This is a genomic window from Amycolatopsis dendrobii (assembly GCF_014145675.1).
Taxonomy (GTDB): Bacteria; Actinomycetota; Actinomycetes; order Mycobacteriales; family Pseudonocardiaceae; genus Amycolatopsis; species Amycolatopsis dendrobii.
Window position 1 is genome coordinate 228,240 of sequence record NZ_JACGZW010000007.1, and the last position, 26,406, is coordinate 254,645.

23 protein-coding genes are annotated in these 26,406 nt (G+C 67.6%); 13 read left to right on the forward strand and 10 right to left on the reverse strand.

Annotated features, from left to right (window positions below; translation table 11 throughout):
- Window positions 1-280: 280 nt before the first annotated feature.
- Window positions 281-1,918, forward strand: coding sequence for a Na+/H+ antiporter (locus H4281_RS21845; RefSeq protein ID WP_182892796.1), 1,638 nt, complete (start codon window positions 281-283; stop codon window positions 1,916-1,918).
- Here H4281_RS21845 and H4281_RS21850 read toward each other — a convergent pair.
- Window positions 1,899-2,801 carry a TIGR03564 family F420-dependent LLM class oxidoreductase gene (locus H4281_RS21850; protein WP_182892797.1) on the reverse strand — a complete coding sequence of 301 codons (903 nt, stop codon included), beginning with the start codon at window positions 2,799-2,801 and terminating at the stop codon, window positions 1,899-1,901. The two genes, H4281_RS21845 and H4281_RS21850, sit on opposite strands and share 20 nt — an antisense overlap.
- Window positions 2,802-2,951: 150 nt before the next feature.
- On the opposite strand from H4281_RS21850, the gene H4281_RS21855 reads away from it, so the two are divergent.
- Window positions 2,952-3,449 (forward strand): OsmC family protein, encoded by a 498-nt coding sequence (locus H4281_RS21855; protein WP_182892798.1) that lies wholly within the window; start codon window positions 2,952-2,954, stop codon window positions 3,447-3,449.
- A gap of 9 nt (window positions 3,450-3,458) precedes the next feature.
- On the opposite strand, the gene H4281_RS21860 is transcribed toward H4281_RS21855, so the two are convergent.
- On the reverse strand, window positions 3,459-4,673 hold the full coding sequence (locus H4281_RS21860; RefSeq protein ID WP_182892799.1) for a pentapeptide repeat-containing protein: 1,215 nt from the start codon (window positions 4,671-4,673) through the stop codon (window positions 3,459-3,461).
- A 39-nt stretch (window positions 4,674-4,712) separates the two neighbouring features.
- Window positions 4,713-5,999, reverse strand: a complete 1,287-nt coding sequence (locus H4281_RS21865) for an adenylosuccinate synthase (RefSeq protein ID WP_067577432.1) — start codon at window positions 5,997-5,999, stop codon at window positions 4,713-4,715.
- Between the two features lie 76 nt (window positions 6,000-6,075).
- Between H4281_RS21865 and H4281_RS21870 the strand changes: the two genes are divergently transcribed.
- From H4281_RS21870 to H4281_RS21880, 3 genes are all read left to right on the forward strand, one after another.
- Window positions 6,076-6,747, forward strand: coding sequence for a hypothetical protein (locus tag H4281_RS21870; RefSeq protein WP_182892800.1), 672 nt, complete (start codon window positions 6,076-6,078; stop codon window positions 6,745-6,747).
- 151 nt (window positions 6,748-6,898) lie between these two features.
- Complete coding sequence (locus H4281_RS21875; protein WP_043834747.1) at window positions 6,899-7,537, forward strand: HNH endonuclease family protein; 639 nt, start codon at window positions 6,899-6,901, stop codon at window positions 7,535-7,537.
- Window positions 7,538-7,586: 49 nt separating this feature from the next.
- Window positions 7,587-8,486, forward strand: a complete 900-nt coding sequence (locus H4281_RS21880; protein ID WP_182892801.1) for a glycosyl hydrolase family 18 protein — start codon at window positions 7,587-7,589, stop codon at window positions 8,484-8,486.
- Here the strand turns inward: H4281_RS21880 and H4281_RS21885 are convergent.
- Window positions 8,476-10,353, reverse strand: a complete 1,878-nt coding sequence (locus tag H4281_RS21885) for an FAD/NAD(P)-binding protein (RefSeq protein WP_182892802.1) — start codon at window positions 10,351-10,353, stop codon at window positions 8,476-8,478. The two genes, H4281_RS21880 and H4281_RS21885, sit on opposite strands and share 11 nt — an antisense overlap.
- A gap of 317 nt (window positions 10,354-10,670) precedes the next feature.
- Here H4281_RS21885 and H4281_RS21890 point away from each other — a divergent pair, with 317 nt between their 5' ends.
- From H4281_RS21890 to H4281_RS21900, 3 genes are all read left to right on the forward strand, one after another.
- Entirely contained in the window at window positions 10,671-11,930 is a 1,260-nt protein-coding gene (locus H4281_RS21890; RefSeq protein ID WP_182892803.1) for an MFS transporter, read from the forward strand.
- 323 nt (window positions 11,931-12,253) lie between these two features.
- Window positions 12,254-13,441, forward strand: a complete 1,188-nt coding sequence (locus tag H4281_RS21895; RefSeq protein WP_246412172.1) for a sensor domain-containing diguanylate cyclase — start codon at window positions 12,254-12,256, stop codon at window positions 13,439-13,441.
- Window positions 13,442-13,623: 182 nt separating this feature from the next.
- The gene (locus tag H4281_RS21900; RefSeq protein ID WP_446680390.1) at window positions 13,624-14,121 is read left to right on the forward strand and encodes a GNAT family N-acetyltransferase; all 498 of its coding nucleotides are present in this window, start codon (window positions 13,624-13,626) and stop codon (window positions 14,119-14,121) included.
- Here the strand turns inward: H4281_RS21900 and H4281_RS21905 are convergent.
- Window positions 14,102-14,995 carry a helix-turn-helix domain-containing protein gene (locus tag H4281_RS21905; protein WP_182892805.1) on the reverse strand — a complete coding sequence of 298 codons (894 nt, stop codon included), beginning with the start codon at window positions 14,993-14,995 and terminating at the stop codon, window positions 14,102-14,104. The two genes, H4281_RS21900 and H4281_RS21905, sit on opposite strands and share 20 nt — an antisense overlap.
- Window positions 14,996-15,106: 111 nt before the next feature.
- Window positions 15,107-15,517, reverse strand: coding sequence for a DUF3151 domain-containing protein (locus H4281_RS21910; protein WP_182892806.1), 411 nt, complete (start codon window positions 15,515-15,517; stop codon window positions 15,107-15,109).
- Between the two features lie 234 nt (window positions 15,518-15,751).
- On the opposite strand from H4281_RS21910, the gene H4281_RS21915 reads away from it, so the two are divergent.
- Both H4281_RS21915 and H4281_RS21920 read left to right on the forward strand, forming a co-directional pair.
- Window positions 15,752-16,921, forward strand: a complete 1,170-nt coding sequence (locus H4281_RS21915) for a hypothetical protein (RefSeq protein WP_182892807.1) — start codon at window positions 15,752-15,754, stop codon at window positions 16,919-16,921.
- A gap of 12 nt (window positions 16,922-16,933) precedes the next feature.
- Entirely contained in the window at window positions 16,934-18,862 is a 1,929-nt protein-coding gene (locus H4281_RS21920; RefSeq protein WP_182892808.1) for a UvrD-helicase domain-containing protein, read from the forward strand.
- Here the strand turns inward: H4281_RS21920 and H4281_RS21925 are convergent.
- A complete protein-coding gene (locus H4281_RS21925; protein ID WP_220507604.1) occupies window positions 18,859-20,625 on the reverse strand; it encodes a hypothetical protein in 1,767 nt (588 codons plus the stop codon). The two genes, H4281_RS21920 and H4281_RS21925, sit on opposite strands and share 4 nt — an antisense overlap.
- A 196-nt stretch (window positions 20,626-20,821) precedes the next feature.
- Between H4281_RS21925 and H4281_RS21930 the strand changes: the two genes are divergently transcribed.
- Together H4281_RS21930 and H4281_RS46265 are read left to right on the forward strand one after the other, a co-directional pair.
- The gene (locus H4281_RS21930) at window positions 20,822-22,237 is read left to right on the forward strand and encodes an alpha-L-fucosidase (protein ID WP_182892809.1); all 1,416 of its coding nucleotides are present in this window, start codon (window positions 20,822-20,824) and stop codon (window positions 22,235-22,237) included.
- Window positions 22,238-22,272: 35 nt separating this feature from the next.
- A complete protein-coding gene (locus tag H4281_RS46265; protein WP_182892810.1) occupies window positions 22,273-22,452 on the forward strand; it encodes a type II toxin-antitoxin system Phd/YefM family antitoxin in 180 nt (59 codons plus the stop codon).
- A 158-nt stretch (window positions 22,453-22,610) separates the two neighbouring features.
- Here the strand turns inward: H4281_RS46265 and H4281_RS21940 are convergent, their stop codons facing one another.
- From H4281_RS21940 to H4281_RS21950, 3 genes are all read right to left on the reverse strand, one after another.
- Window positions 22,611-23,267 carry an MBL fold metallo-hydrolase gene (locus H4281_RS21940; RefSeq protein WP_182892811.1) on the reverse strand — a complete coding sequence of 219 codons (657 nt, stop codon included), beginning with the start codon at window positions 23,265-23,267 and terminating at the stop codon, window positions 22,611-22,613.
- A gap of 123 nt (window positions 23,268-23,390) precedes the next feature.
- Window positions 23,391-24,422, reverse strand: a complete 1,032-nt coding sequence (gene fbaA / locus H4281_RS21945; protein ID WP_182892812.1) for a class II fructose-bisphosphate aldolase — start codon at window positions 24,420-24,422, stop codon at window positions 23,391-23,393.
- A gap of 104 nt (window positions 24,423-24,526) precedes the next feature.
- Window positions 24,527-25,348, reverse strand: coding sequence for an LLM class F420-dependent oxidoreductase (locus tag H4281_RS21950; protein ID WP_182892813.1), 822 nt, complete (start codon window positions 25,346-25,348; stop codon window positions 24,527-24,529).
- Between the two features lie 62 nt (window positions 25,349-25,410).
- Here H4281_RS21950 and H4281_RS21955 point away from each other — a divergent pair, with 62 nt between their 5' ends.
- Window positions 25,411-26,325, forward strand: a complete 915-nt coding sequence (locus H4281_RS21955) for an aldo/keto reductase (protein WP_182892814.1) — start codon at window positions 25,411-25,413, stop codon at window positions 26,323-26,325.
- Window positions 26,326-26,406: the final 81 nt, after the last annotated feature.

The window sequence follows — 26,406 nt, forward strand, 5'->3', positions numbered from 1 at the left end:
ACCGCTGCCCGACCGCCGCCCTGGCGATTCGCCTCCGCGTCAACGTCAAACGGCCGTTCCCTCCGAGCGGGCACGCCGCTGCCCGCCCTCACCGTCCGCCGACCACCAGCCAAACCCGACCCTTGAAGCCCCATGCCCACCCCATTCACCAACGCCCCGCGCGCCCCACCACCGAGCCGTCCGCTTCCCGCAACCGACCCGTCCACCTCGCCCGAAGGGAGTCCCGACACGAACCCACACCATCCGCGTCCGGCCGGATTCATGAGTCAAGATGCGAAGCATGGAGACCTTGACGCTGGTCGGCGTGCTCGCCGGGTCGCTGGGGCTGACCGCGGTCGCTCGGCGGTTCAACCTGTCCGCGCCGCTGCTCATCGTGGTGGTCGCGCTGGGGATCGCGTTGATTCCCGGTGTTCCGCGGGTCGAGCTGGAGCCTGAGCTGATCCTGACCGTCGTGCTGCCGCCGTTGCTGTACTCGACGTCGCTGGAGAGTTCGATCTCCCACTTTCGTGCGAACTTGCGGCCGATCATCACGCTCGGCGTGCTGCTCGTGGTGGCCACCGCGTTCGTGATCGCGTTCGTCGTGCATCTGCTGCTGCCCGATTTGCCGTGGGCGTCGGCGCTGGTGCTCGGGGCGGTCGTGTCTCCGCCGGATGCCGTGACAGCTGTCGCGATCGGGCGGCGGCTGGGGCTGCCGCGCGGGGTGATGACGGTGCTCACCGGCGAGAGTCTGGTCAACGACGCGGCCGCGCTCACGTTGTACAAGGTCGCGCTCGCGGCGGTGGCCGGGACGGCCGGATCGCTCGGGCACGGGTTCGCGGTCTTCGCCGTCGCGACGGTGGTCGGCATTCTCGTCGGGCTGGTCGCGGGCGGGGTCGTCGAGCTGATCCGCACGAGGCTGGACGATCCGCTGCTCGAATCGGCGTTCGGGATCGTGGTGCCGTTCGCGGCGTACGTCACCGCCGAACATTTGCATCCGTTCGGGGCGGAGTTCAGCGGGTCCGGCGTGCTGGCGGTCGTCACGGCGGGGCTGTTCCTGGGGCACCGGTCGTTGCGGGCGTCGCCCGCGACGCGGGTGCAGGACCGGTCTGTCTGGGCATCGATCGACGTCATGCTCGAGGCGCTGGTGTTCGCTTTGATGGCGTTGCAACTGCCGTTCGTGCTCGACGGGGCGCAGCATGCGGCGCGGGACAACGGGACGCTCGCGTTGTCGGCGATCATCGTGTTGCTCGCGACGATGTTCGTGCGGATTCCGGCGGTCTTCCTGTCCAGCTATCTGCCCCGGCCCCTGCAACTTCTCAGACGCACCAAGCACGACCCGCCTGCCTGGCGGTCGCTGGCGGTGATCTCCTGGACCGGTATGCGCGGCGTCGTCACCATCGCCGCCGCGTCCGGTGTGCCCGCGGATACGCCTGGCCGCGCGGAGATTCAGCTGTTCGCGTTCGCCGTCGCGGTCGGGACCGTGCTGATCCAAGGGCTCACGCTGCCGCCGCTGATCCGGTTGCTCAAAGTCCAGGATCCGGACGAGGACGCCCGCGACCAGGCCGAGGAGCTGGCCGCGCGCAAGGTCGCGCAGAAAGCCGCGCACGAACGGTTGCGCGAGCTTGCTCGCGACCAACTATCCACTTTGGACATGGAACCGGAGAAGATGAAGCGGCTCGAACAACGGCTCGAACGCGTGGTGGACACTCGCTACCGGTTCGCGCAGGCCGCGATCACCCTGTCCGGCGAGGAGCGGCGCGACAGTCCGCAGGCGCAGTTCGCCAAGGCGCGGCGGGAACTTCTCATCACCCAGCGCGCGGCGATGATCGAGGAGAACCGCGCCGGCCGCCTTGACGACGACGTCCTGCAAAAAGTCCTGCGTGAACTCGATCTGGAGGAAATGTCCGTAACGACAACCCTTACGAACCGGATGAGTTGAGCTCGCCCGTCAGCCGCCAGGTACGGCGGCGGTCCTCGTCGGTGTGCAGGGCGGTCTGGGTGAGCAACACGTCGGTCGCACCCGCGTCGAAGTAGCGCCGCACCCCGGCGGCGACCGTCTCCTCGTCGCCGATCAGCACCAGTTCCGCCGCGTTTTCGACGCCGCCCTCCTTCAGCACACGCTGGTACGACGGGATCGAGCCGTAGAAACCGAGTTCCCGTGCCGCGATCTCACGGACCGCGTCGACGTCGCTGGTCACCACAGCCGGGACAGCAGCGATCACTCGCTTGCCCGGGCCGATCCCAGGCACGATCAGGTTCGAGAGCGCACGCGGGCTGGCCAGGTACGGCAGTGTGCCGTCGGCCAGTTCGCCGGTGACGCGCAACGCCTGCGGACCCATCGCGGCGACGATCACCGAGATCGGTGCCGCAGGCGCGGGCTCCGACAGATGGGCTTCCACCGTCGAACCGGAGAAGTCGACTTGTTCCCCGGCGAACAACGCACGCAAGACGGTCAAGTACTCCCGAAGGTGCCGCACCGGCGGCGGATACGGCGTGCCGTAAACAGGTTCGAGGAAGTTCTTCGCGCCAAGGCCGATGCCCAACGTGAACCGTCCGCCGGACGCCTCGCTCGCCGTGCGCGCGGCAGCCGCCAGCGCCAGCGGATGCCGCGGGTAAATCGGGACGACGGACGTGCCGATTTCGGCCCGGGAGGTCACCTGTCCGGCCAGCGCGGCCAGCACCAGTGCGTCGTGACCCGAGGGCAGTTGGGAAAACCAGATCGACGCCGCGCCAGCCTCCTCGGCCTCGCGCGCCTGGTCCAGCACTTCGGTCACGGTGATGTTCGCCTGCGGACGGGCAGGCACGGTCAGTCCGACGCTCATACCTTCAAATTATTCAGGCACACCACCGGTTTCTCACCAGCCGAAACAACCGTACGGCTTTGTGCCAGCCGGATTCTCAGCCGACGAGAGCCCCTGCCCGGCACCGCGGCAGACCCGCACCCTGGACGCCCGACGACTCCAGGAGGACCGATGTCACTGACCGACGTCATCGACGGCACCCGGCAAGCCGTGCAGACGGACCGGCACAACGCGGCGGTGTCGTTCAGCGTCGACCACGCGCTGGCCGCGAACACCGCGACGGTGGTGGACGTCCGGGTGCGCGACCACGCGTTCACCGTGGACGAGCCGCCCGCCCTCGGCGGCACCGACCAGGCGGCGAACCCCGTCGAGTACGCGCTGGCCGCGCTCGGGTCCTGCCAGGTGATCACGTACCAGTTCTGGGCCGCCCGCCTCGGCATCCCGCTGGACGGAGTGCGCGTGAAGGTGGACGGAGACCTGGACCTGCACGGCTTCTTCGGCTTCGACGAATCGACCCGGCCCGGCTTCAGCGACGTGCGGGTGACCGTGGAACTCGACGGTCCGGCCGCGCCCGAGGTCTACGAACAACTCCGCCGCGCGGTGGACGAGCACTGCCCGGTGCTCGACCTGTTCCGCAACCAAACCCCAGTCACCACAACGGTTCGCTGAGCACGCCGATCACGACGGATCCAGTTCGCCGCGATAGGTCAGCGTCCCGTCAGCGCCAACACGCCACCGGTCGGGCAGCGTCGGCTCCTCCGCCAGCTGCCCGATCCTGGCACCCCGGAAGTTGAAGCGGGTGCTGGGAAATTCGTCCCACGACCACGTACCGCCGACCTGCTCACCGAGCTTCGGCCGCTCGTCGAACTCGATGAATCGAGCGAACTCCCCGTCGCGGAAATCGCATATTCCGCAAAACTCCGAGGGAGTAAACCAGGCTCCGCCGAGAAATCGCGTGCCTCTCGCCAGGAGATTCCAGCCGAACCGGGCACCCGTGAAGACGGCCCGATCGACAAACTTCGCCCCGGAGAAGCTCGCCAGCCGGTCGAAATCGGACTGATAGAACCAGGTCTCTCCGTGGAAGACGGTGTTGTCGAACCTGGCCACGACCAAGAACAGGGTGCCGCGGAACCGGGCTTTGCCGACAGCGCACCCCTCAAACCGGAAATCGATCAAGACCGCGCGGCTCAGGTCCAGGTCGAGGGCACCCCATTTCTCCGGGGAGCCGTCCGCCTCCCGGAGGTGATCCGCCAGCACTCCCTGCGCGGCGAGCCGTACCGGAAGTTCCTCGCGTTCCCGCCGCTCGGCCTCCGACATGCCGCTTTCCAGCTCGGCCGCTCTCGAGCTTTCGTAGTCCCACGAAGGCTTCGGAAACGGCATCCGGAGATACGCGCAAATGACATTGACGACGGCCTGTCGAAGCGTCGGATTCGCGTTGGCCAGCCGTTCGAGCGCATACAACCCGCCCAGCCGAACCGGTACCTTGTCCGAACCGATCTGTTCGACAGCCTTGGCGTACAGCTCGGTGATCCGCCGCTCGGTCAGGTCGAACTCCGTCGCGAGCTGGACCCGCTCCCGGTGGCGCTGGTCCTCGGCGGTGGCGGCGATCGTCTCTCGGATCTGGATTTCCGTCGACCGCTGCCGTCGCGCGGCGAGCCACAGCGCGAACGCGCCGCCCGTGCCGACCGCGAGGCTCAGTGCCGTGCGGATGGCGTCCAGTTCGGCTCTGGCCGTGTCCGACGTCGGAGCCGTCGCTACCTGGCTCACGAGCAGCCAAGTAGCCGCGGCGATCAGGACCGCGGTCGCCGCGGCGGCAGCGGCTACCCACCACCACCGCAGCTCCGGCAGTTTCTGCACCCGGCCTGGCCGACCGGCAGCGTCGTCCGTCGTCATGCCGCTCTCATCGAACGGCAGACGACAGACGCAACAAACTCAGGCGAACTCGTGCCGCACGATCGTCTGCTCCCGGCCGGGGCCGACGCCGATCGCCGAAACCCGTGCGCCCGACAGTTCCTCGATCCGCTCGACGTAAGCCCGCGCGTTGGCAGGCAGCTCGTCGTACGTGCGGCAGTTCGAGATGTCCTCGAACCAGCCCGGCAGCTCTTCGTAGATCGGGACCGCGTGGTGCACGTCGGTCTGCGTCATCGGCATGTCCGAGGTGCGGAAGCCGTCCACCTCGTAGCCGACGCACACCGGGACCTTCTCCAGGCCGGACAGCACGTCCAGCTTGGTCAGGAAGTAGTCGGTGATTCCGTTGACCCGCACCGCGTACCGGGCGATCACCGCGTCGAACCAGCCGGTGCGCCGGGAGCGGCCGGTGGTGACGCCGAACTCGCCGCCCTGCTTGCGCAGGTACTCGCCGGACTCGTCGTCGAGCTCGGTCGGGAACGGGCCGGAGCCGACGCGGGTCGTGTATGCCTTCAGGATGCCCAGCACGGTCGTGATGCGGCCCGGGCCGATGCCCGAGCCCGAGCCCGCGCCGCCGGACGTCGGGTTCGACGACGTGACGAACGGGTACGTGCCGTGGTCCACGTCGAGCAGCGTGCCCTGCGAGCCCTCCAGCAGCACCGTCTCGCCGCGCTCCAGGGCCTGGTTCAGCTGCAGCCGCGTGTCGGCGATGCGGTGCGCGAACTTCTCGCCGGCGGCGAGCACCTCGTCGGCGACCTGGTCGGCGTCGAGCGCCTTGCGGTTGTAGACCTTGACCAGCACCTGGTTCTTGAATTCCAGTGCCGCCTCGACCTTCTGCCGGAAGATCTTCTCGTCGAGCAGGTCCTGCACGCGGACGCCGACCCGGGCGATCTTGTCCTGGTAGCACGGGCCGATGCCGCGGCCGGTGGTGCCGATCTTGCGGCTGCCGAGGTAGCGCTCGGTGACTTTGTCGATCGCCACGTGGTAGGGCATGATCAAGTGCGCGTCGGCCGAGATCAGCAGCTTGCTGGTGTCGACGTCGCGCTCCTCGAGACCGGCCAGTTCGTCCAGCAGCACGCCGGGGTCGATGACCACGCCGTTGCCGATGACGTTCGTCACGCCCGGCGTCAGGATCCCCGACGGGATGAGGTGCAGCGCGAAGTTCTCGCCGTTCGGCAGCACGACCGTGTGGCCCGCGTTGTTGCCGCCCTGGTAGCGGACGACCCACTGGACGCGGTCGCCGAGCAGGTCGGTGGCCTTGCCCTTGCCCTCGTCCCCCCACTGGGCACCGATCAGCACGATGGCCGGCATGTGACACTCCAGGTGTTCGGCAATAGGAATAGTGACCCCGGACGGGGACACGGGTGGCGCTGGTAAATGCCGGTGCATGACTTTAACGGAGGACGCCGGAGTGCGCGGAATAGTGGTGGCCTGCGGCGCCGCGGCGGATCTCCCCGCGCGGCTCGGCGACGTCCCGCTGGTGCACGCCGGGCCCCGTCCCGGCAAGGCGGAAATCGACCCCTTGCTGGGGGAACACGACCGGCTCGTCGTGCTGGGCTCCGACGCCGACCTCGCCGCCGTGGTGGTGCGTCTCATGCGCCGCGAAGTCCTCCCGGGCGTGTCAGTCGGTTTCGTGGCCACTGAGTCCGCCTCTCGCGTCGCCGCGCACTGGCGGCTGCCTTCGGACCCGGACGAGGCGTTCGCGCTCGCCTGGAAGGGCGAGGACGCCGAGATCTCCCTCGTCCGCGACGACACCGGCGGCGTGCTCCTCGGGCACGCGACCCTGCGCGATGTCAAGGGCCAGGCGTATTGCGACGAACAGGTGGCTTTCGACGGTTCGGTTTCCGGCATCGAGGTCGCACCGGACGGCTCCGGAGTGACCGCTCGAATCACCCGCGGCAAGCTCCTCAAACGGTCCGCGACGTTCCGCGGGCGCGCCTTCCAGCTCGGCTGCGTGCCGACGTCTTCGCTGGTCATCGATGGTGTCGCGCAGGATCGCGAGATTACCCGGCGAACCTGGTACCGGCACACAGTCGATCTTCGAGCGGTTCGCGGCTGACCCGATAGCGCGGACGAGGTTCAAGCAAACTTGGACTCTCGGTGACTTTCCGTTTACAGAAGGTCGGCTTCCTGTCACCTGACGGTGTTGCGCACGCCACTTTCGTGGTCAAAGGTGAATCAGTCCCGCATCTGACCAGGAAGGCAGCAATATGCCGACCACACGTACAGTTCGCAACTCCTTGACCGTCCTGGCCGGCGTCGCGCTGCTCGGCTCGGTCACGGTCGGCGTCGCCGACGCCACCCCGCCGGGCATTCCGTCGGCGGACACCGCGAAGAGCCAGCTCGCCGGTCTCACCGTGAAACCGGACGGCTCGCAGGACGGCTACAGCCGCGACAAGTTCCCGCACTGGATCGACCAGGGCAACAGCTGCAACACGCGCGAGATGGTGCTCAAGCGCGACGGCACGAACGTCCAGGTCGGCTCCGACTGCTATCCGACGTCGGGCAAATGGACCTCGCCGTACGACGGGGCGACCTGGAGCTCTCCGTCCGATGTGGACATCGACCACGTGGTGCCGCTCGCCGACGCGTGGCGCACCGGAGCCTCGTCCTGGACCCAGGACCAGCGCCAGGCCTACGCCAACGACCTCTCCGACCCGCAGCTGATCGCGGTGACTGACAACGTGAACCAGGAAAAGGGCGACAAGTCGCCGGACCAGTGGAAGCCGCCGTCCACCGGTTACTGGTGCACCTACGCCAAGATGTGGGTGACGGTCAAGTACAAGTTCAAGCTCACCGTGAATTCGGCGGAGAAATCTGCGCTGACGGACATGCTGGGCCGCTGCTGAGTCGATCGGCCCTACCGCGGGCACCGCTGCCGTCCTATGGTCCGAAGCCATGCGGAAGATCACGGCGGCGGTGCTGGCGGTGTTCCTGGTGCTCTGCGGGGCAGTCCCGGCGACGGCGGCGACCGGACGCAGAGTCGTTGTCTACTACCAAACGACGCACCAAAACGGGTCGTACATCTCTCCGTTGGGGCTCACCGATCACGACACCGGCGTCACTGACGTGATCGTCGGAGCCGTGCACCTCAACGACGGCGGAACCATGACGCTCAACGACGATCCGCCGTCGGACGCCAAATTCACGCAGATGTGGGCTGATCTCGCCACGATGCGAAGCAAAGGCGTGCACACGCTCGCGTTCGTCGGCGGTGCGGCGAAGGGCAGCTTCCAGCGCCTCGAGCAGGACTTCGACACCTACTACCCGTTGCTGCGCAACCTGATCCGCGACCATTCGCTGTCCGGCATCGACCTCGACGTCGAGGAGCAGATGTCGAACGACGCGCTGAACCGGGTGATCGACGCGCTGCGCAACGACTTCGGCCCGGACTTCCTGATCACCCTCGCGCCGGTCGCGACCGAACTCAGCGGCGGGGGCGGTCTTTCCGGCCTCGACTACGACCGGCTCTACCGCGAACGCGGCGACAAGATCTCCTGGTTCAACGCCCAGTTCTACTGTGGCTGGGGCTCGCTGGCGGACACCTCGGGCTACGATCAGATCATCGGCCACGGCGTCGTTCCGGCGAGCAAGGTCGTGGCCGGAACGGTCACGAATCCGGCTAACTGCAACGGTTACGTCGACATGCCGACGCTGAAGAACACGGTCGGCGGCCTCGTTCAGAAGTACTCGGATTTCGGCGGCATCGACGGCTGGGAGTACTTCAACTCGCTGCCCGGCGACACCGCCGCGCCGTGGGAATGGGCGCAGCAGATCGCACCGGCGGTCAAGGGTTAGCCAGCCGCAGGATTTCCCTTGCCAGCGCGTCGTTCTGCCGAAACGAGATCGCATTCGTGCGCGGCCTCGTGAAGGCTCCTGCCGAGCGGACGCTCGTGTGCGGGCCCACCGCGAACCGCCGCGGATGCGCCGATCCGTCCACAGTGACCAGCCGGAAGTCGTTGAGCGTCGTGGCGATCCGCCCGGACGGCAACGTCGCGCCATCGACGTCCGGCACGGTTTCCTCGGCCAGCGCACCAGTATCCCGCAGATTGCGCAGCAGCGGGTCGGACACTCGCGGAACGCTCGCGTCCGGCAGGCGCGCCTCGATCAACGTACGCGCGGCGACGGTGTCCGGATGACTGGTGCTCGACGCGACGAACGTCCCGGCCGTCTCGTCCGCGGCGATCGAGATGTCCGCGCCGAGGAATGACACGACGCCAGCGTCCGCTAGAGCGAGCAGTTCGTCGAGCCGGCGCGGCGGTGGGCCGCTCGCGTAGTAAGAGAAGAATCCGTGGAACCAACCGTCCATATCGGATACTTGAGACGCGGCGGTCAGCCGCCCGGTCGCGAGCAGCGCGGGCAGTTGACCGATCACGGACAGCAGGGCCATGAACGCGCCGAGGTCCGCGCTGTAGTGCACGTCCGCCCGGCGTGCCAGATCGGACTCGATGTATTTCCGTACCGCTTTCCCGAATTCCTCGCCGGAATCGAACCGGCGGCCCGCGAACGGCCGGTCCAGCCGCTCCAGATCGAGCCGGTCTTCCAGCGCGGGCACCGCAGTCGCGATCAGATCGTCCATTTCGGACGAACACCACGGCAGGTCGGCGAATTTGTCCGCGAAGATCGCGAAATCCGTGCGCACGCGATCCGGATGCCCGGTGAACAGCTCGGTGTAGTACGCCCAGGCGAGTTCCTTCGCGATGAGCGGCCACACGTCCGCGCGGAAGTCGAGCGGACCGGTCAGCCCGTCAATGGCGCGCTTGTCAAAGAATCTGGGCAGCTGCAACGGTTTCCCGCGCAACCGGTAGCCAGTCTTCGCGTGATACGGAACCCCGCGCCGGGAGCCGACGTGCAGCACCGGCTCGGCGCCGCTCGGGTGGTAGCGCAAGCCGCCACACGGCAGTTCCTCGAACCGGCCGCCCCGCCCCTCCGTGAGCAACAGCATCAGATCGACGAACGCGAGGCCAAAACCGCGTACTAGCACCGGTTCTCCGGCGGGCACCGCGGAGTAGTCGACGTCCGCGGTGTAGCCAGCGGGGTAGTAGGACAGCTCGTGCTGCTCGGCGAACGACTCCAACTCGCGTTCGCGAGAGTCGGGGACCGCGTCGAGGTGGCCGACAGTCAGCACCACGGCGTCGGCGGACACGGTCGTGCCGTCGGAAAGCCGCACGGTCTCGTCGTCGTCGATGCTCTCGGCCGTGGCGAGGTGCTCGACCACCGTGATGCCGGGCGGCAATTCGGCCACCACCTCGCGGTAGAACCACTCCAGGTACCGGCTTTGCAGCCGCCGGGTCGGGAAATCCGTAGAGGCGAGGCTGTCGAACTCGGCGCGGACGTCGTCCGGCACCGGATAGGCGAGCTTGCCCGCGCGCACCTGCCGCACCCACTCGATCAGCGACGGACCCGGCCGCACCGGACCGTCGATCCGGACGGTGTCGTCGGTGAACACGGTGACGTCCTCGGGCATCGAGTTCATCCGCAGCAGCGGCGACTGCTCGTACCGCCACACGCGGCCGGGGCCGGGCGGGAACGGGTCGATGAGATGGACTTCGATCCGCCGGTCGCCGAGCAGGCCGGCGGCGTTCGCGGACAGCCGTTCGAGGACGCCGACCCCGCGAGGTCCGGCGCCCACGATGGCGAGCGTGAACGTCGGGAGAGCGGTCACTCGGGCGAAGCTACGCGGCTGGGTGGCCGCGCGGCGGCCGTTCCACTCTGCGGACGGGCCGCTCGAACGGATGTGGCACAAACCACAAAGATCGAACCGGCCCCGGCGGGGAGTGCGGAGCGCTATCGTCTGGACACGTGGCGAACTGACCGTGACCTGTCGGATACCGGCGAAAGAACCTAGAGAATCACCAACAGTCACGAGACACTGAGCTTGACAACTCACTTCGTGTGACCGACCCGTGACCAGGAGGATCTAGGGTCACCCGTTGGTCACAAGTGCGGCACCGTCCGCGCACAGCAGCGGGGAGAACACGCATGACGACAGCACCACACCGGGTCACTTTCCGCGAGGTGTTCGGAGTCGCCGAGTTCCGCGCGATGTGGTTCGGCGAACTGCTGTCTATCGCCGGTGACCAGCTGGCCCGAGTCGCGTTGTCCGTCCTCGTCTACGCCAACACCGGTTCGGCGACGCTGACCGGTCTCACCTACGCGCTCACGTTCTTCCCGTCGCTGCTGGGCGGCATCTTCCTCACCGGACTCGCCGACCGCTTCCCGCGCCGGGCGGTCATGGTCACCGTCGATGCCACACGTGCGGCGCTGATTCTGTGCGTTGCCATTCCCGGATTGCCGTTCTGGGCACTATGCGTGCTCGTCGGCTGTGTTTCACTGCTGAATCCGCCGTTCAAGGCGTCTCAGCTGGCATTGCTGCCACAGGTGCTCGAAGGCGACCGATTCGTGGTCGGCATGGGCATCCGGAGCATGACGGTCCAGTCGGCGCAGCTGCTCGGTTTCGCCGGCGGCGGCGCGCTGCTGCTCGCGATGGACGCCCGCCTCGCCCTGGTGCTCGACGCGGGCACCTTCGTGCTCTCCGCGCTCTTCCTCCGCTTCGGACTGAAGGCCCGCCCCGCGGCGGCCAGCGGCGAAAAACGCAAGCCGTTCTTCTCCTCGCTGAGCGCGGGCGGCCGCGTCGCCTTCGCGACCACGGCGTTGCGTTCCTTGATGGTCTTCACGTGGCTCGCCGGGCTGATGCCGGTGTATGAGGGCATTGCCGCGCCGTACGTCGCTTCCTCGGGCGGCGGGTCCGAGATGATCGGCTTCCTGCTCGCCGCCGACCCGGTGGGCAGCGTGATCTTCACGTTCGTCTACACGCGCTGGGTGCCCGCCGGGATCCGGCCGAAGCTGATCGGCCCGATGACCGCGCTCGCCGCGATCCCGCTGCTGCTCTGCTTCCTGCAGCCGGGCCCGGTCGTCTCGGTGATCCTGTTCGTGATCTCCGGCGGCTTCGGCACGATCGCGCTGCTGCAGGCGACGGCGTCGCTGACGGTCGCGGTCCCGGACGAGAGCCGGGCGCAGACGATGGGGCTGTCGAACACCGGATTGACCACGACGATGGGCGTGACGCCGCTGATCGGCGGGGTCATCGCGGACCACGTGAGCGCGCAGACGACGGTCGGGATCTTCGGATTGGCCGGCCTGCTGATCACGATTCCGCTCGCGATCGCGTGGCAGCGGAGTGTTTCCGGGCAGGCTGAAGACGGGTCAGCGAAGGAAGCCACACGCGCCGAACATGCCTAAGTACCCCGACATGCCCCGCGCGTGAGGCTCTGACCTGCGCGACCTTGCGGTGCTGCTACGCGGTCACTGTTCCTTGCTGCGCATCGCTGGTCACCCTTCATCCGGCGTGTTCGGGAAAAATGTACACACCTAAGGCCCTTGTGGACAGGCGGCAAACGGTCTGAAACTGTGAGTAAGGCGAGTGTCACTGGAGATCCGCGCAAGACCCGGGGGGAAGAATGGTCACATTGGGGGAATTTTCTGGTCTGGGGCTGCGCGATGCGGTTTCCCGGTGGTCGCTCTGGACTCGACCGCGTCAGTGGGTCGCGGTCACGCTGACGAGCATGGCCGTCACGGTGGTGCTCACCGTGGTCAGCACGCTGGTGTTCCCGGTCAGTCTCGGCCAGATCGGCATCCTGTGCATGCTCGTCGGACTGGCGATCGCGCAGACTGAGGTCACCCGGCAGATCGAGCGGCAGCGCCGGATGCTGAGCCAGGGCCCGCACATCACCGTCACCTCGGTGTGGCTGCTTCCGGCGGCACTGCTGGTGCCGCCGCAGCTGGTGGCCGCGCTGGGCGTGATCATCTACGTCTACCTGGCGTTCCGCAGCTGGAACGGCACGCGCCCCGGTGAGGCGCACCGCGTCGCGGCCAACGCGACCACGATGATCCTTTCCGGTTTCGGCGCCGCGCTGGCCGGACACCTCGCGGACGGCCACAGCGTCACCACCGTGGTGGCGGGCGCACTCGGATACTTCCTGGTCAACACCGCGCTGACCGGCCTTGGTCTGTACCTCGGCGACCCGGCGAAGGCGACGGCCGAATCGTGCCTGGGCACGATGGACGACAACCTGCTGGAACTGGCGACCCTGTGCGTCGGCGGGCTGCTCGTGATGGTGCTGAGCCACGAACCGCTGCTGTCGGTGCTGGTGATCCTGCCGCTCTACGTGCTGCAGCGGTCGATGCTGATCAAGCGGCTCGAGGAACTCGCGACCACGGACCAGAAAACGCAGCTGCTCAACGCCACCACCTGGCAGGACGGCGCGCAGCGCGAGATCTCCCGCGCCGAGCGCGAGAACGGCAGCTTCGGCGCGCTGATGATCGACCTCGACCACTTCAAGCGGATCAACGACACGTTCGGCCATCTCGCGGGCGATGACGTGCTCAAAGCCGTTGCCGCCGTGGTGAAACAGGAAACCCGGGCACACGACCTCGTCGGCCGGTTCGGCGGCGAGGAGTTCGTGGCGCTGCTGCCGTCGACGTCGAAGGAAGACGCGATCGTGACAGCGGAACGAATCCGGCAGCGGATCAGCGAGCTGGTGATCCCGACCCAGACGAACGAAGGCGAGGCGGTCTCGATCGAGAACCGGACCGCGTCGATCGGGGTGGCCGCGTTCCCGCTGGACGGGACAAGCATCGAGGAAGTGATGGCCGCGGCCGACGCCGCGGTGTATGCGGCGAAGAACAGCGGCCGAAACCGGGTCGTCGGCTCGGTCACGCCGCCGACCCGGGAACTCGCGGCAGTCGCCTGACGACCTCGGACCCGGCCGGCACCCTCCCCCGGCCGGCCGGGTCCATCCTTCGTCAGCCCCGGAATTCGGAGACACTGTGCCGATGATTGCTAATCCGGCCACCGTCACGGCCTAATGGCTTCGTAGCAACGGTTACGTACCGAAGGGGGGTCGGCCGACTTATGGTCGGATTAGTAAAACCTGTGCCGCTCACCGAGATCCGCCCAGCCCGCGACGACGAACTCCCCGCCGTCGCCGCGTTGCGCTGGCGGTGGGTTGCCGACCAAGGCGGTCCGCTGCACTGTGCTCAGGCCGATTTCGTCCGCGAGTTCGCCGCTTGGGCTCGCGCGCACGCCGAAACGCATCGCTGTCTGGTCGCGGTGCGGGACGAACACGTGCTCGGCATGGCCTTCCTCGCGCTAACCCCCAGAGTGCCGACACCGCACGACTTTTCGCGGGTCTGCGGCGACGTGCAATGCGTGTACGTGGTGCCGGAAGCGCGTGACAGCGGCGTCGGCGGGCTCCTGATCGAGGCGACACTGCGGCTGGCCGCGGAATTCGGGATGGAGCGGGTGACCGTGCATTCCTCGGATCGCGCGATCCCGGCTTACCTGCGGCACGGGTTTTCGGTGTCGAAGAACCTGCTGCAAAGCGAACTGCGGATCGCGGTCGACGTACCGGCTAACCGAGCATATTCCTAGGCCCCTCCGGCTTTTTCCCCTGCGCGATCTCCCTGAACTCCTGCGCGGTGCGCTGCACGAACGCCGCCGACGCGCGGGAATCCAGGGAGACTTCGCGGATCCGGTCCGCGACCTCGCAGTAGGTGTCGGTCCCCTCGTCGAGGAGGAAGGCCCCCGAGTGCTGGTGCTCGAAGTAGACGATCGGGTCGCCGACCTCCACGTAGTACACGCAAAACCGGCCGGCCAGACCGGGATGTCCGCCGTAGCCCGCGGGCACGACGCGGACCGACAGCTTCGCCGACGTCGCCATGAGATCGGCGAGGAAACGCAGCTGCCGGGCCATCGTCGCCGGTCCGCCGACCGGATTGCGCAATGCTGCCTCGCCCAGCAGCACCTCACACGGAATCGCGCCGGGGCCGACCACCAGCGGACGGCGCATCATCCGGATCTCCGCCTGGCGTTCCGCGTCCTTCAGCGGCAATCCGTCGGCGAGGAACAGCGCCCGCGCGTAATCCGGGATCTGCAGCAGTCCCGGCACGAGAAGCGGCTGCCATTCGACGACCGACGTCGCGGCGCGTTCGCACGCGAGCAGCCCGCCGAGATGGTCCGGGTCGGACTGTTTGCCTCGGGCGACCCAGCCCGGTTCGGCGGTGCCGCGCGCCAGTTGCAGGATCCGTTGTTTCTCCGCACCCACGACGCCGAGCGCGCCGAGGATGCCCGCGACGTCCTCGAGCGCGGGAACCCGTTGTCCCAGCTCCCAATTCGACACCAGCGCGGGGTTGGTGCCGACTCGCCGGGCGAGTTCGCGCAGTCCGAAACGGGCGTCGATCCGGGCCTCGCGCAACGCGGTGCCGAGGGTGCGGATCCGGGGGGTGAGCATGGCCGTGCCTCGCATGGCCGCCTTTGTAGGTGTCACCAAATGCGAACACCTCTAGCTGTCACCCGAAGGTGGGCAGGCGGCCCGGTCACGCCCGGGTTTTCGCCGGGGCGCGACCGGCGGCCCGCGTCACTTCAGGCCGGTCGCCTCGGCCGCGGCCGGGTCGGAGTCGGCGAGGAACGTCTTGCAGCGTTCGTACTCCTCGGACTCGCCGATCCGGCCCGCCGCGGTGCCGAGCGCGGCGAGCGCGCGCAGGAAACCCTGGTTCGGCCGGTGTGCCCACGGCACCGGGCCGAAGCCCTTCCAGCCGGCGCGGCGGAGCTGGTCGAGACCGCGGTGGTAGCCGGTGCGGGCGTAGGCGTAGGCGGCGACGGTCTCGCCGTCGGCGAGCGCGCGTTCGGCGAGCGTGGCCCAGGCCTCGCTGTAGTCGGGGTGTTCGGCGGCCACGGCGGACGGGTCCGTCCCGGAGTCGAGCGCGGCCTGCGCGTCGGTGTGCTCGGGCAGCAGCGTGGGCTCGGGGCCCAGCAGGTTGTGCGTCATGCCGCCATTGTGCCCACGATGCTCCCGGCTCAGAGGAACAGGCTGGTCAGCACGCCTCCGCCGGCCAGAACGAGTGCTGCGATCAGCACGGCGGCGACGGCTCGTTTCGGCATCATGGGCCGACACCCTGCCGTGCCGGGCGGCGCGAGGGCAAGTCCGCCACCCGTAGGGGTGAACCCCGGTTTTTGCCCCTTCTCCCGCCGCGTCCTCTTGCGGCAGGGAATGATGGCGCCTATGACGAAGGCGGTTGAAGACGTCGCCTGCCCCGCGGTCCCGCGCGGACCCGTGGGCAAGACCAGGCTTTTCTTCGCGACGCACTGGCACCGCGGCGCGCCGGGAGCACCGACGCCGGCGTGGGTGCTGCGGTTCTGTTACGGCATGTGGCTGACCGCGTTCGCGTTCAAGCTCGTCGGGTCGTCGTGGGACATGTCGTGGCACTTCAAGTGGCTGCGCGACGACCTCGCCCCGCCGCACCTGATCAACACCGTCGGCACGGTGATCATCGTCGTGCTGGTGGCGATCCACAGCTACACCGGCCTCGGCTGCGACCGGCGCTCGCTGCGGCTCATGCAGGCCGGGCTGATCGTGTTCCTGGTCGCCGCGCCGCTCGACGTGATCAACCACCGCGTGAACGGCCTCGACCTGACCGCGTGGAGCCCGTCGCACATGATGCTGTACCTCGGCACCGGCATCATGCAGGCGGGCGTCCTGCTCGGCTGGCTGCGGCTGTCCCCGCCGGGCCGTTTCCGCACCGGGGTGCTGCTCGCGCTGTGGGCGTTCTTCCTGGAGAACACCTTCTTCCCGAACGGGCAGCAGGAGTACGGCATCCTCGGCCTGCGGGCCTGGGAACGCGGTACGCCCGAGGCGGAGCCGACACTGCTTTCCTTCGCCGCCAACCAGATCGGCCACCCGGTCGACCGGGCCGCGGTGGTGCACTTCACGATGCCGATCCCGGAGTGGGTGTACCCGCTGTGGGGCATCGGGGTTTCGGCGCTGATCCTCGTGCTCGCCCGCAAGACCGTCGGACGGCGCTGGGCCGGGCTGACCGTGGCCGGCGCGTATGTCGCGTACCGGTGCGTGATGTGGCCGCTGCTGCTGGCGCTGGGCTTCCCGGTGTCGACGGTGCCGTTCTATCTGCTGGCCGTCGGGATCGCGGTGGACCTGGCCTTCCTTCTGCCGCGACCTGCGCTGACGGGGGCGGTTTTGGTGACCGTGCTCGGGTACGGCGCGTTCTGGGTGCAGTCGCGGATGCGGCCTTGGCTGCTCGGGGAACGGCAGACGGAGTCCGCGCCGCCGGTCGCGTACTGGACGGCTTTGGTCGCTGTGGTGGCGGTGTTCGCGTTGTGGGCCGGGGCTGGCCCGGCGAAGGAGTGGTGGGCTTCGCGGCGTGCGGTCGCGGCGTAACGCGGGGGTTCCGTGGGACTCAGCACGCACGCCCGCAGGCAGGTCCAGCGGCAGGCCACGCGACTGATCGCGGAGCGGTTCCGGGATCCCCTGCGGCGCAACGCGCTGGCCGGGTTGCTGGAGCGGACCGCCGAAGGCTGGCATCTGGCGGTGCGCACCGGAGCCCCGGGGACCGCCGACGCCTTCCTGATCGGCCGCGCCGGGGTGTTCGCAGTTGTTGTCACCGATCCCGCGCCGGACGAGGCGACGATGCGAGAGGTGGCGCGGGACGCGGAAGAACGGTTCGCCGGACTGCCCGGCCCAGGCGGACAGCGCATTGCCCGGAGCGCGGTGACGCTGGTCGCGATCGTCGGCGCGGATTCTTCGCCGGGGCCGCGCAACGCCGGGCCGTTCTGGTCGTTGCCAGCGGCCAAACTGGACCAGCTTTTCCGGCGCGACACGGTGCATCTGACCGCGCGGCAAGCCGCCAAGATCGCCGACGGGCTCGCCGCGCGGTTGCGTGGCTACGAGTGGCTGACGGTCTCGGCTCCGGAGAAGGAAGCCGGGTCGTTCGAGCTGCTCTCGGCCGAGAGCGTCGCGGACGAGCAGTTGATCGCCGCGGTGGAGCGGCCGTTCGAAACGTGGATGACGTTTCTGCATCCCGACCAGGCCGCGCTGGCGGCGCGGAACTACTCCGGTCCGGCGCGGATCAGCGGTCCGGCCGGGACCGGGAAGACCGTGGTCGCGCTGCACCGGATGCGGCACGTCGGCCGCCGGAGCACCGGCCCGCTGCTGTTCACGACGTTCGTGCGCACGCTGCCGCCGGTCAACGAGACCACGTTCCGGCGGCTGGCCCCGGAGCTGGCCGATCGAGCGCAGTTCGTCAGCCTGCACGCGTGGGCGCGAGCGTTCCTCCAGCGGCGGGGCATCGAGCTGAACACCCATTCGCGGCTCACCAAGGACGCGTTCGGGCGCGCGTGGAAGGAGCATCGCGAACCCCTGGAGCGGCTGGGTCCGAACTACGACTACTGGGAGACCGAGGTCCAGCGCATCATCAAGGGCCAGGGCATCCGGACGCTGGAGAAGTACCAGTCCATTCACCGAGCCCGGCGCGGGCTCCGGCTCGACCGCGGCCAGCGCGAGAAGGTCTGGCAGCTGTACACCGCGTACGAGGAAAATCTGGCCGCGAACGGGTTGCACGACTTCCATGACCTGCTGTCCCGGGCGAGCATCGAACTCGAACGACAGCCGCTCGAAGAGCCTTATGCGTCCGTGGTGGTGGACGAGGCGCAGGACATGACGTTGACCGGCCTGCGGCTGTTGCGCACGATCGCCGGCGACGGGCCGAATCAACTGCTGCTCGTCGGCGACGGACAGCAGCAGGTCTATCCCGGTGGCTGGCGGTTGTCCGACGCCGGGATCCCGATCCAGGGCCGCGGCGAGGTGCTCAAGGTCAACTACCGCAACCGTGCGAGCATTCTCGACTTCGCCCGGCGGATCAACGCGGTGGACGATTTGGACGGCGCGGCGGGGGTTGCGCTGCGGGACGCGGATTCGGTCAACGAGGGCGGCGTAGTGCAGTCCTGGACCGGCACCCCGGCCGAACTGCCGGACGCACTGGCTGCGGCTGTCCGTGCGCTGGAGATTCCGCTCGGGGAGACAGCGTTGATCACCTTCAGCAATGCGGATGCCGATCAGTGCCGGCGGCTGCTGGAATCCGCTGGCGTTCCGACGCGTGCTCTCGAACGGTACGTCGGAGCGGCCGAGGACCGGCTGCACGTCGGGACTGTGCACCGGGCGAAGGGGCTCGACTTTCGCGCGGTGCTGGTCGTCCAATTGCCGCGTCCTGCGCCGGAAGACCCTGCGGAGCAAGAGGAACAGCACGAGTTGCGCAGTCGGCAGCGACTGGTCGCGGCTACCCGGGCGCGAGACTTTCTGTGGTGGGGCGCCGTTCAGTCCTAACTGGACAGAAGGCGACGGTAATAGTCGGTGGCCGGTTTGATGCCGTGGTCCGGGTCGGCGTTGTACAGCCCGTCCGGGCCTTTCGGGCCGAAGCTGTACGGCTGGTACAGCGTCGCGCAGGACGGCTCGGCTTTCGCAAGTCGTTGCCAGCGTTGCCATTCCGCGTCGTAGCAGGCGAGGTGGTAGCGCAGCACGGCTTTGTCGTACCCGCCAGCGTAACCGCGCAGCATTACTTCCCAGCCGTGGTGCACGACGCGGTGCCAGGATTGACCGTAGCGCGCGGACACTCGCAAGTAGGTTCGATCAGCGTGATCGCGCAGCGGAAGCGTGCCGGACAGCGCGACGATTTCGTCCCACATCCGGGCCGCGGCGGCTTTCTCGGCGAGCACCGACTCGACCCGCCCCATTGCGATGATTGCATCATAATCGCTGGTCAGATCCTTGTCGGAGCCGCCGAGGAACTGGTCGCGGGTCCACATCAGCCTGCCCATCGGGTGCACCGCACTGTAGTGCCCGCGCAGTACGGCGGCCGCCGACAGCAACGCCAGCCGGCGGAAGCGGCGGACCTGGTCGCCGTGCAGGCCGAGGCGCGTCGTCGCGTATTCGGTGAACGCGCCTTCCTCGCCGAGGCCGGTGTCGCGAGTCCAGCGGGCGATGACCCAGGTGTTGAGGTCGCACCACAGTTCGTTCCGCAGATACGGTCCGCGCCATCCGCCGCCGCGGGACCAGGTCCAGATGCCGGCGATGATGGGATTGTCGGCGACCTCGGCGAGCCCGATCGGACCGGTGCGCGGCTGGGTGCGGAATTCTTCGAAACCGTTGACTACGCCATCGATCACGTAATTCGGGAACGCGCCTTTGCCCTCGTATTCGCGCTGGCATTCCACTTCGATGATCTGCCGGTGGTTGCCGACCCCGATGGTGCGGTTGAACGGGATGGTCCGCCAGAAGTCTTTCGCGGTGTGCTTGATCGAGAAGATCAGGTTTTCGTGCGTTTCGACCTGGTCGGTGACCTGCCGGTAGAAGTCCGGGTCGCTGGTGAGCTTGTCGCCGCCGGTCGACCAGGTGCGGTAGAAGACCCGCTTGCCAGCGCGTACGCACAACTCGTCGCGGAGGATGCCGAGCAGGGTCAGATGACTGGTGGCGCCGTTGGTGATCGGATTGTTTCCAGTGTGGAACGGGACGTTCTGCACGTACGTCTCGCCGGTGCGCACGACAATTCCGTCCAGGCCGGGAAAACGCGCGCAGATCTCGCGCAGCATGCGCCGGTGGATCTGCTGCGTGAGCGGGCGGTCGAAACTGATTCTGCCTTGGCTGTCGAGAATTTGGTCGCCGTACAGCTCGACCAGGCGTTTCGGCAGCACGATGATGTCGGTGAAGAAATACGCCGCGATGCCCGCCGCGTGCGCTCGCGCGATGTGCGCGTCGATCTTCTCCGCGGTGGCATCGACCCACGCGCGACCCGTTGAGCCAGCGGGGAAAATGCGCTCGTCGAACGTCTCGAAGGTGATCGCGGTTTGCGGCGGGGTGAATTCGTTGATCACCTGACCGTCGTAGCCGTACGCCTTCAACGTCGCAGGATCGTTGAAGCGACTGGAAAACAGTGGTTCGCCGGGATTGTTCTGGACCATGTCGAGCAGGAACGGCAACCGTCGCCCCGGCTTCGGATCAGCGAACGCGGTCCCCGCGGTGGCAGCCAGAGCCGCGAGGGCCACCCCGCCGCGCAACGCAGTCCGCCGACTGGTTTCCCACGCTGCACCCATGGCGGCCACCCGTCGATATATCTGATGTATTCACTCGACCATAAGAAAGGCACTCGACCGCGTCAATCGGCCAACCGTCGTGTTCATGCTTGTGAACAACTGTCTTGGCGAGACAGGAGGCTTGCCGGTCGTTCGCCGAGCTGGTACGCCTGAAAGGCCAAGACATCTGATGACCGCCGCCAACGGGAGTGGATGCATGGACCAGGCAGGAATCAGCCGCCGCAGCGTACTCGCCGCCGCGGGCGCCGCCGGTTTGCTCGGACTCACCGCGACACCGGCCCAAGCCGCCGCCACGCCTTGGTACCCCTCCGCCAAATTCGGCGTGTTCATCCACTGGGGCGCTTACTCAGCCGCCGCTTGGGGCGACGCCAAACACGCAGCCGAGTGGTACCTGTACGCCATGAACGTCACGGACCCCGCGCGCGGCACCGGAACCCGGGACCACCACCTGAAAACCTACGGCGCGGATTTCGCCTACGATCAGTTCATCCCGCGCTTCACCGCCCGCCGCTACAACCCGCACTCCTGGGTACGCCTGTTCGAACAAGCCGGAGCCCGGTATTTCGTGCTGACCTCCAAGCACCACGACGGTTTCCAGCTGTTCCGCAACACCGCGTCCGACCGCAATTCCGTCCGCCTTGGCCCAGGCCGCGACCTGGTCGGAGAGCTCTTCTCGGCCGCCGCGGACACCCGGCTCAAACGGGGCCTCTACTACTCCCTAGGCGAGTTCTACAGCCCCGCGCTCGGCACTGCTCCCAGAAACCCTTACACCGGCGCGGAAATCCCCTACACCGGCTACCGCCCAGTCACCGACTACGTGTCTCAATACGAGCACGTACACCTGAAAACCCTGATCGACCACTACGATCCGGATATTCTCTGGGCCGACGGCCAGGGCTACCACGAATTCGGCGGCGGCCCGATCTTCCGGCCGAAGACGTGGGACTGGCGCAGCGACGAAATCCTGGCCTACTACTACCGCAACGCCGCCGGCCGCCCGCACCCGAAGAGCGTCCTGGCCAACGACCGCTTCGAGGCTTCGCACGCGGATTTCGCGACCGTCGAAGGGGATAACAAGAAGTACGTCCTGCGCCCGGATCCGTGGGAAGCCTGCCTGAATATCGGAAAGTCCTGGGGTTACAACGAGAACGAGGATCCAGCGAAGATCAAATCCTCGGTGCAGCTGATCCGCTTGCTCGCCGAGGTGGTGAGCAAGAACGGAAACCTGCTGCTCAACATCGGCCCCCGAGAGGACGGCACGATCGCGGACTGGATGAGTTCGCGCCTGCTGGACATGGGCCGTTGGCTGCGCATCAACGGCCGCGCGATCTATGGGTCGAAGCCTTGGATTCGGGCGATGGACGGGGACCTTTGCTACACGCGGGCGTGCGGCGCGTTCAACCTGATCCCGCTCCATTGGCCGGACGGTCGGCTTCTCGTACCGGGTGACGTGCCGATCAACGATCGCTCGCGAATCCGCTTGCTGGGCGGGCATTCCCGACCGCTGCCGTGGACCCGCACAGCGGACGGGATCGTGATCGACCTGCCCCGGCACCGGACGGATGACTTCACGGAGGAGTTTCCGGCGGTGCTCTCGGCGACGGATTGGTAGGGCGAACCGCCGCGACAGCAGGCTACGTTGATGTCGTGAAGGTGATCACTCAGCGCGAGTTCCGCAACAACTCCGCTGCCGTCATGGACGCCGTCGAAGCGGGCGAGGTCTATTGCGTCACTCGCAACGGCGTCGAGGTGGCCGAGTTGCGGCAGGAAGCTGACGAATTCTTCGGCACTGAGGACCGGCTAGATCCTGACGACGCGTGGGAGTGATCTCATGACTGAACGCCACGAGAAAGGCGTGCTCGACACCAGCACTTGCATCGACCTGGGCTTGTCGCGCTGGTTCTCATGATCGCCGCCATCACATCCTCACGAGAACTGCCGCTCTGCACCCGTAACGTACACGACTCCAAAGGACTGGGCACCATTCACCAGCCGCGTTCGCGCCACTCGGGGAGCTTCGGCCGTTCCGCCCCCAACGTGGAATCGCCGCCATGGCCAGGATAGAACCACGTCTCGTCCGGCAACTCCCCGAAGATTTTCTCCTCCACATCCTTCAGCAACGAAGCGAAGCGAACCGGATCCTGCTCCGTGTTCCCGATCCCGCCCGGGAACAGCGAGTCCCCGGTAAAGAGATGCGGAATCCCCTCCGGATCCCGGTAAACGAGCGCGATACTCCCCGGCGAATGACCGACAAGATGCCGAGCCGTCAACTCGACCTCGCCGACGCGGACAGTGTCGCCGTCGTCCACCGGAACGTCGATGCGAGCCTTGATTCCGTCGACGTCGTCGCGCCCAGCATAGGTACGGGCCCCGGTTGCCTCGGCGACTTCCGCGAGCGCGATCCAGTGGTCCCAGTGCTGATGCGTGGTCACGATCGATGCCAGACCACCGTCGCCGGCCAGGGCGAGCAGCGTTCGCGGGTCGGCGGCCGCGTCGATCAGCAGTTGCTCTCCGGTGGCTCGGCAGCGCAGCAGGTACGCGTTGTTGTCGATCGTGCCGACGGAGACTTTCGAGATGGTCAGCCCGCTGGTTTCCCGCACGTCGGCGGGGCCGCCGGTGGTCACCACTCCGGTGTAGGTCATGGAGTTCCTCCCTCGTCACGGTCCAGCCAACCGATGCCGCGAGCAACCGTCAACAACTGACCACCCCGCGCAAAAAGGGAGGCCGCCCCGACCTAGATCGAGACGGCCTCCCCGAAAACAACGTCAGCCCAGCTTCTTACCAGCCGAGCCCAGTGCCTGCGTAGCCTCGACCACCCGGGTCGCCATGCCCGCTTCGGCGGCCTTCAGGTAGCTGCGCGGGTCGTACACCTTCTTGTTGCCGACCTCGCCGTCGATCTTCAAGACACCGTCGTAGTTCTTGAAGAAGTGGTCCGCGATCGGGCGGGTGAACGCGTACTGCGTGTCGGTGTCCACGTTCATCTTCACCACGCCGTACGAAACCGCCTCGCGGATTTCCTCCGGGAGCGAGCCCGAGCCGCCGTGGAAGACGAGTTCGAAGGGCTTCGAGCCGGCGTCCAGGCCGAGCTTCTTCGCCGCCGCTTCCTGGCCGCCCTTGAGCACGTCCGGGCGCAGCTTCACGTTGCCCGGCTTGTACACGCCGTGCACGTTGCCGAACGTCGCGGCCAGCAGGTAGCGCCCCTTTTCGCCGGCGCCCAGCGCGTCGATCGTCTTCAGGAAGTCGCCCTCGGCGGTGTACAGCTTCTCGTTGATCTCCGCCTCGACGCCGTCTTCCTCGCCGCCGACGACGCCGATCTCAACCTCGAGGATGATCTTCGCCGCCGCGGCCTTGGCCAGCAGTTCCTGCGCGATCTGCAGGTTCTCGTCCAGATCGATGGCCGAACCGTCCCACATGTGGGACTGGAACAGCGGCAGGCCGCCGTTACGCACGCGCTCGGCGGAGATCTCGATCAGCGGGCGGACGAAGCCGTCCAGCTTGTCCTTCGGGCAGTGGTCGGTGTGCAGCGCGACGTTGACGTCGTACTTCGCCGCCACCACCTGAGCGAACTCGGCCAGCGCGGTCGCGCCGACAACCATGTCCTTCACCTTCTGCCCGGACGCGAACTCCGCGCCGCCGGTGGAGAACTGGATGATCCCGTCGCTCTCCGCCTCGGCGAACCCGCGGATCGCGGCGTTCACGGTTTCCGACGAGGTCACGTTGATGGCCGGGTAGGCGAATTCGTCGTTCTTCGCCCGGTCGAGCATCTCCGCGTACACCTCGGGGGTGGCGATGGGCATCGGTTCCTCCTCGAGACGACTGGCTTCTACAGCGGCATCGTACGAGGTGGACCGGCCGGGCCGACCGGTCCTACCTCACACGAGACGAAACCGACTGGAGCGATTCAGAGCAGCTCCGCCGCGATTGCCCGGTAGGCAGGGAACGGATCCTCGTCCAGCGACTGCACGCTGACGTGCTCGGCTCCCGCGTCGAGGTGTGCTTGCAGGCCCGTGGCCAGCGCTTTTCCGTCGCCGTGGACGGCGAGCGCGTCGATCAGCCGGTCGCTGCCCTTCCCCGCGATGTCCTCCTCGGAGAAGCCGTACTTGCGCAGGTTCGCGGTGTAGTTGGACAGGCCGAGATAGAACTGCACGGTCTTGCGGCCGGTCTCGCGCGCCCGCTCCGGATCGGTGTCGAAGACGACCTTCTGCTCGGGGGCGAGCAGCGCGCCAGTGCCGACGATCTCCCGCGCGGCCCGGGTGTGCTCCGGAGTGGTCAGGTACGGGTGCGCGGCCGCGGTGCGGTCGCGAGCGAGTTCGAGGACCTTCGGGCCGAGCGCGGCCAGCGCGCGCGATTCCGCGGGCACCCCGGCGGCGTCGAGTGCGTCGAGGTAGTCGACCAGCGCCGCGTACGGCTTCTTGTACTCCTGCGTGTGCTCGCGGTGGCCCGCGCCGACGCCGAGCAGGAAGCGTCCCGGGTGCTTGCCCTCGATGCGGTGGAAGGCCCGCGCGATGTCCTCGGGTGCGTCGGCCCAGATGTTGACGATGCCGGTGGCGATCTTGATCCCCTCGGTCGCGGCCAGCAGTTCGTCGACGATCGCCAGGTCGCCGCCGGGAGAGCCGCCGAGCCAGATCGTGCCGTAGCCCAGTTTCTCCACCTCGGCGGCGAACGTTCCGTCCACCGCGGCCGACATCCGCCACACGCCTAGCTTGCCCAGTTCGATAGCCATGTCCCGCCCAACGCGCGAGAACCCGGTTTTCCTCCCGCCCCGGCCGGATTAGGTTCGAAAGCATGACGAAGCTCGGCACTACGGAACTGGACATCCACGGCCTCAACCTCGGCTGCAACGTCTTCGGCAACACCGCGGACGAACCCACGTCATTCGCTGTTCTCGACGCGTACACCGCGGCCGGCGGCAATTTCCTGGACACCGCCAACATCTACGGCGGCGGAGGCGGTTCCGAAACGATCATCGGCAACTGGCTCGCCAAGCGCAGCCGCCGCGACGACATCGTCATCGCCACCAAGGTCGGCGGGGGAGACCAGCGACCCGGCCTCTCCGCGAAGAACATCGCCGCGGCGGTCGACGAATCGTTGCAGCGTCTGCGAACCGACCACATCGACCTGTACTACGCACACGTGGACGATCTCGACACCCCGCAGGAAGAAACCCTGGGCGCGTTCGACCAGCTCGTCCGCGACGGCAAGGTCCGCTACATCGCGGCGTCCAACTACGAACCGGACCGGCTCGCGTCCGCGCTGTCCATTTCGGACCAGAACGGGCTCGCCCGATACGTTGCCCTGCAACCGCATTACAACCTGGTCGAGCGGGATTACGAGCGCGAGCTGGCCCCGCTGGTCGCGCGCGAGAACCTGGTGACGCTGCCGTATTTCGGCCTGGCCAAAGGGTTCCTCACCGGCAAGTACCGGTCGAAGGACGAGCCGGGCGACTCGCCGCGCGCTCCGCGCGCACTGGCGTACCTCGACGCCCGGGGCGAACGAGTGCTCGCCGCGCTGGACGAGGTGGCCGCCGCGCACCGCACTTCGGTCGCCAGTGTCGCGCTCGCGTGGCTGCGTCAGCAGCCGACCGTCGCCGCGCCGATCGCCAGCGCGCGGACCCCGGAGCAGCTCGTTGACCTGCTCGCTTCGGTCGAGCTGAACCTGACCGACGCCGAACTCACCGCTTTGGGCGAAGCGTCGAACTGATACTTACCGAAGAGTAGCTTACTGCGGGTAGGTTGTTGTACGGTGCCCTCCGGACAGGCAAAAACCGGCTCAGGAGGGCAC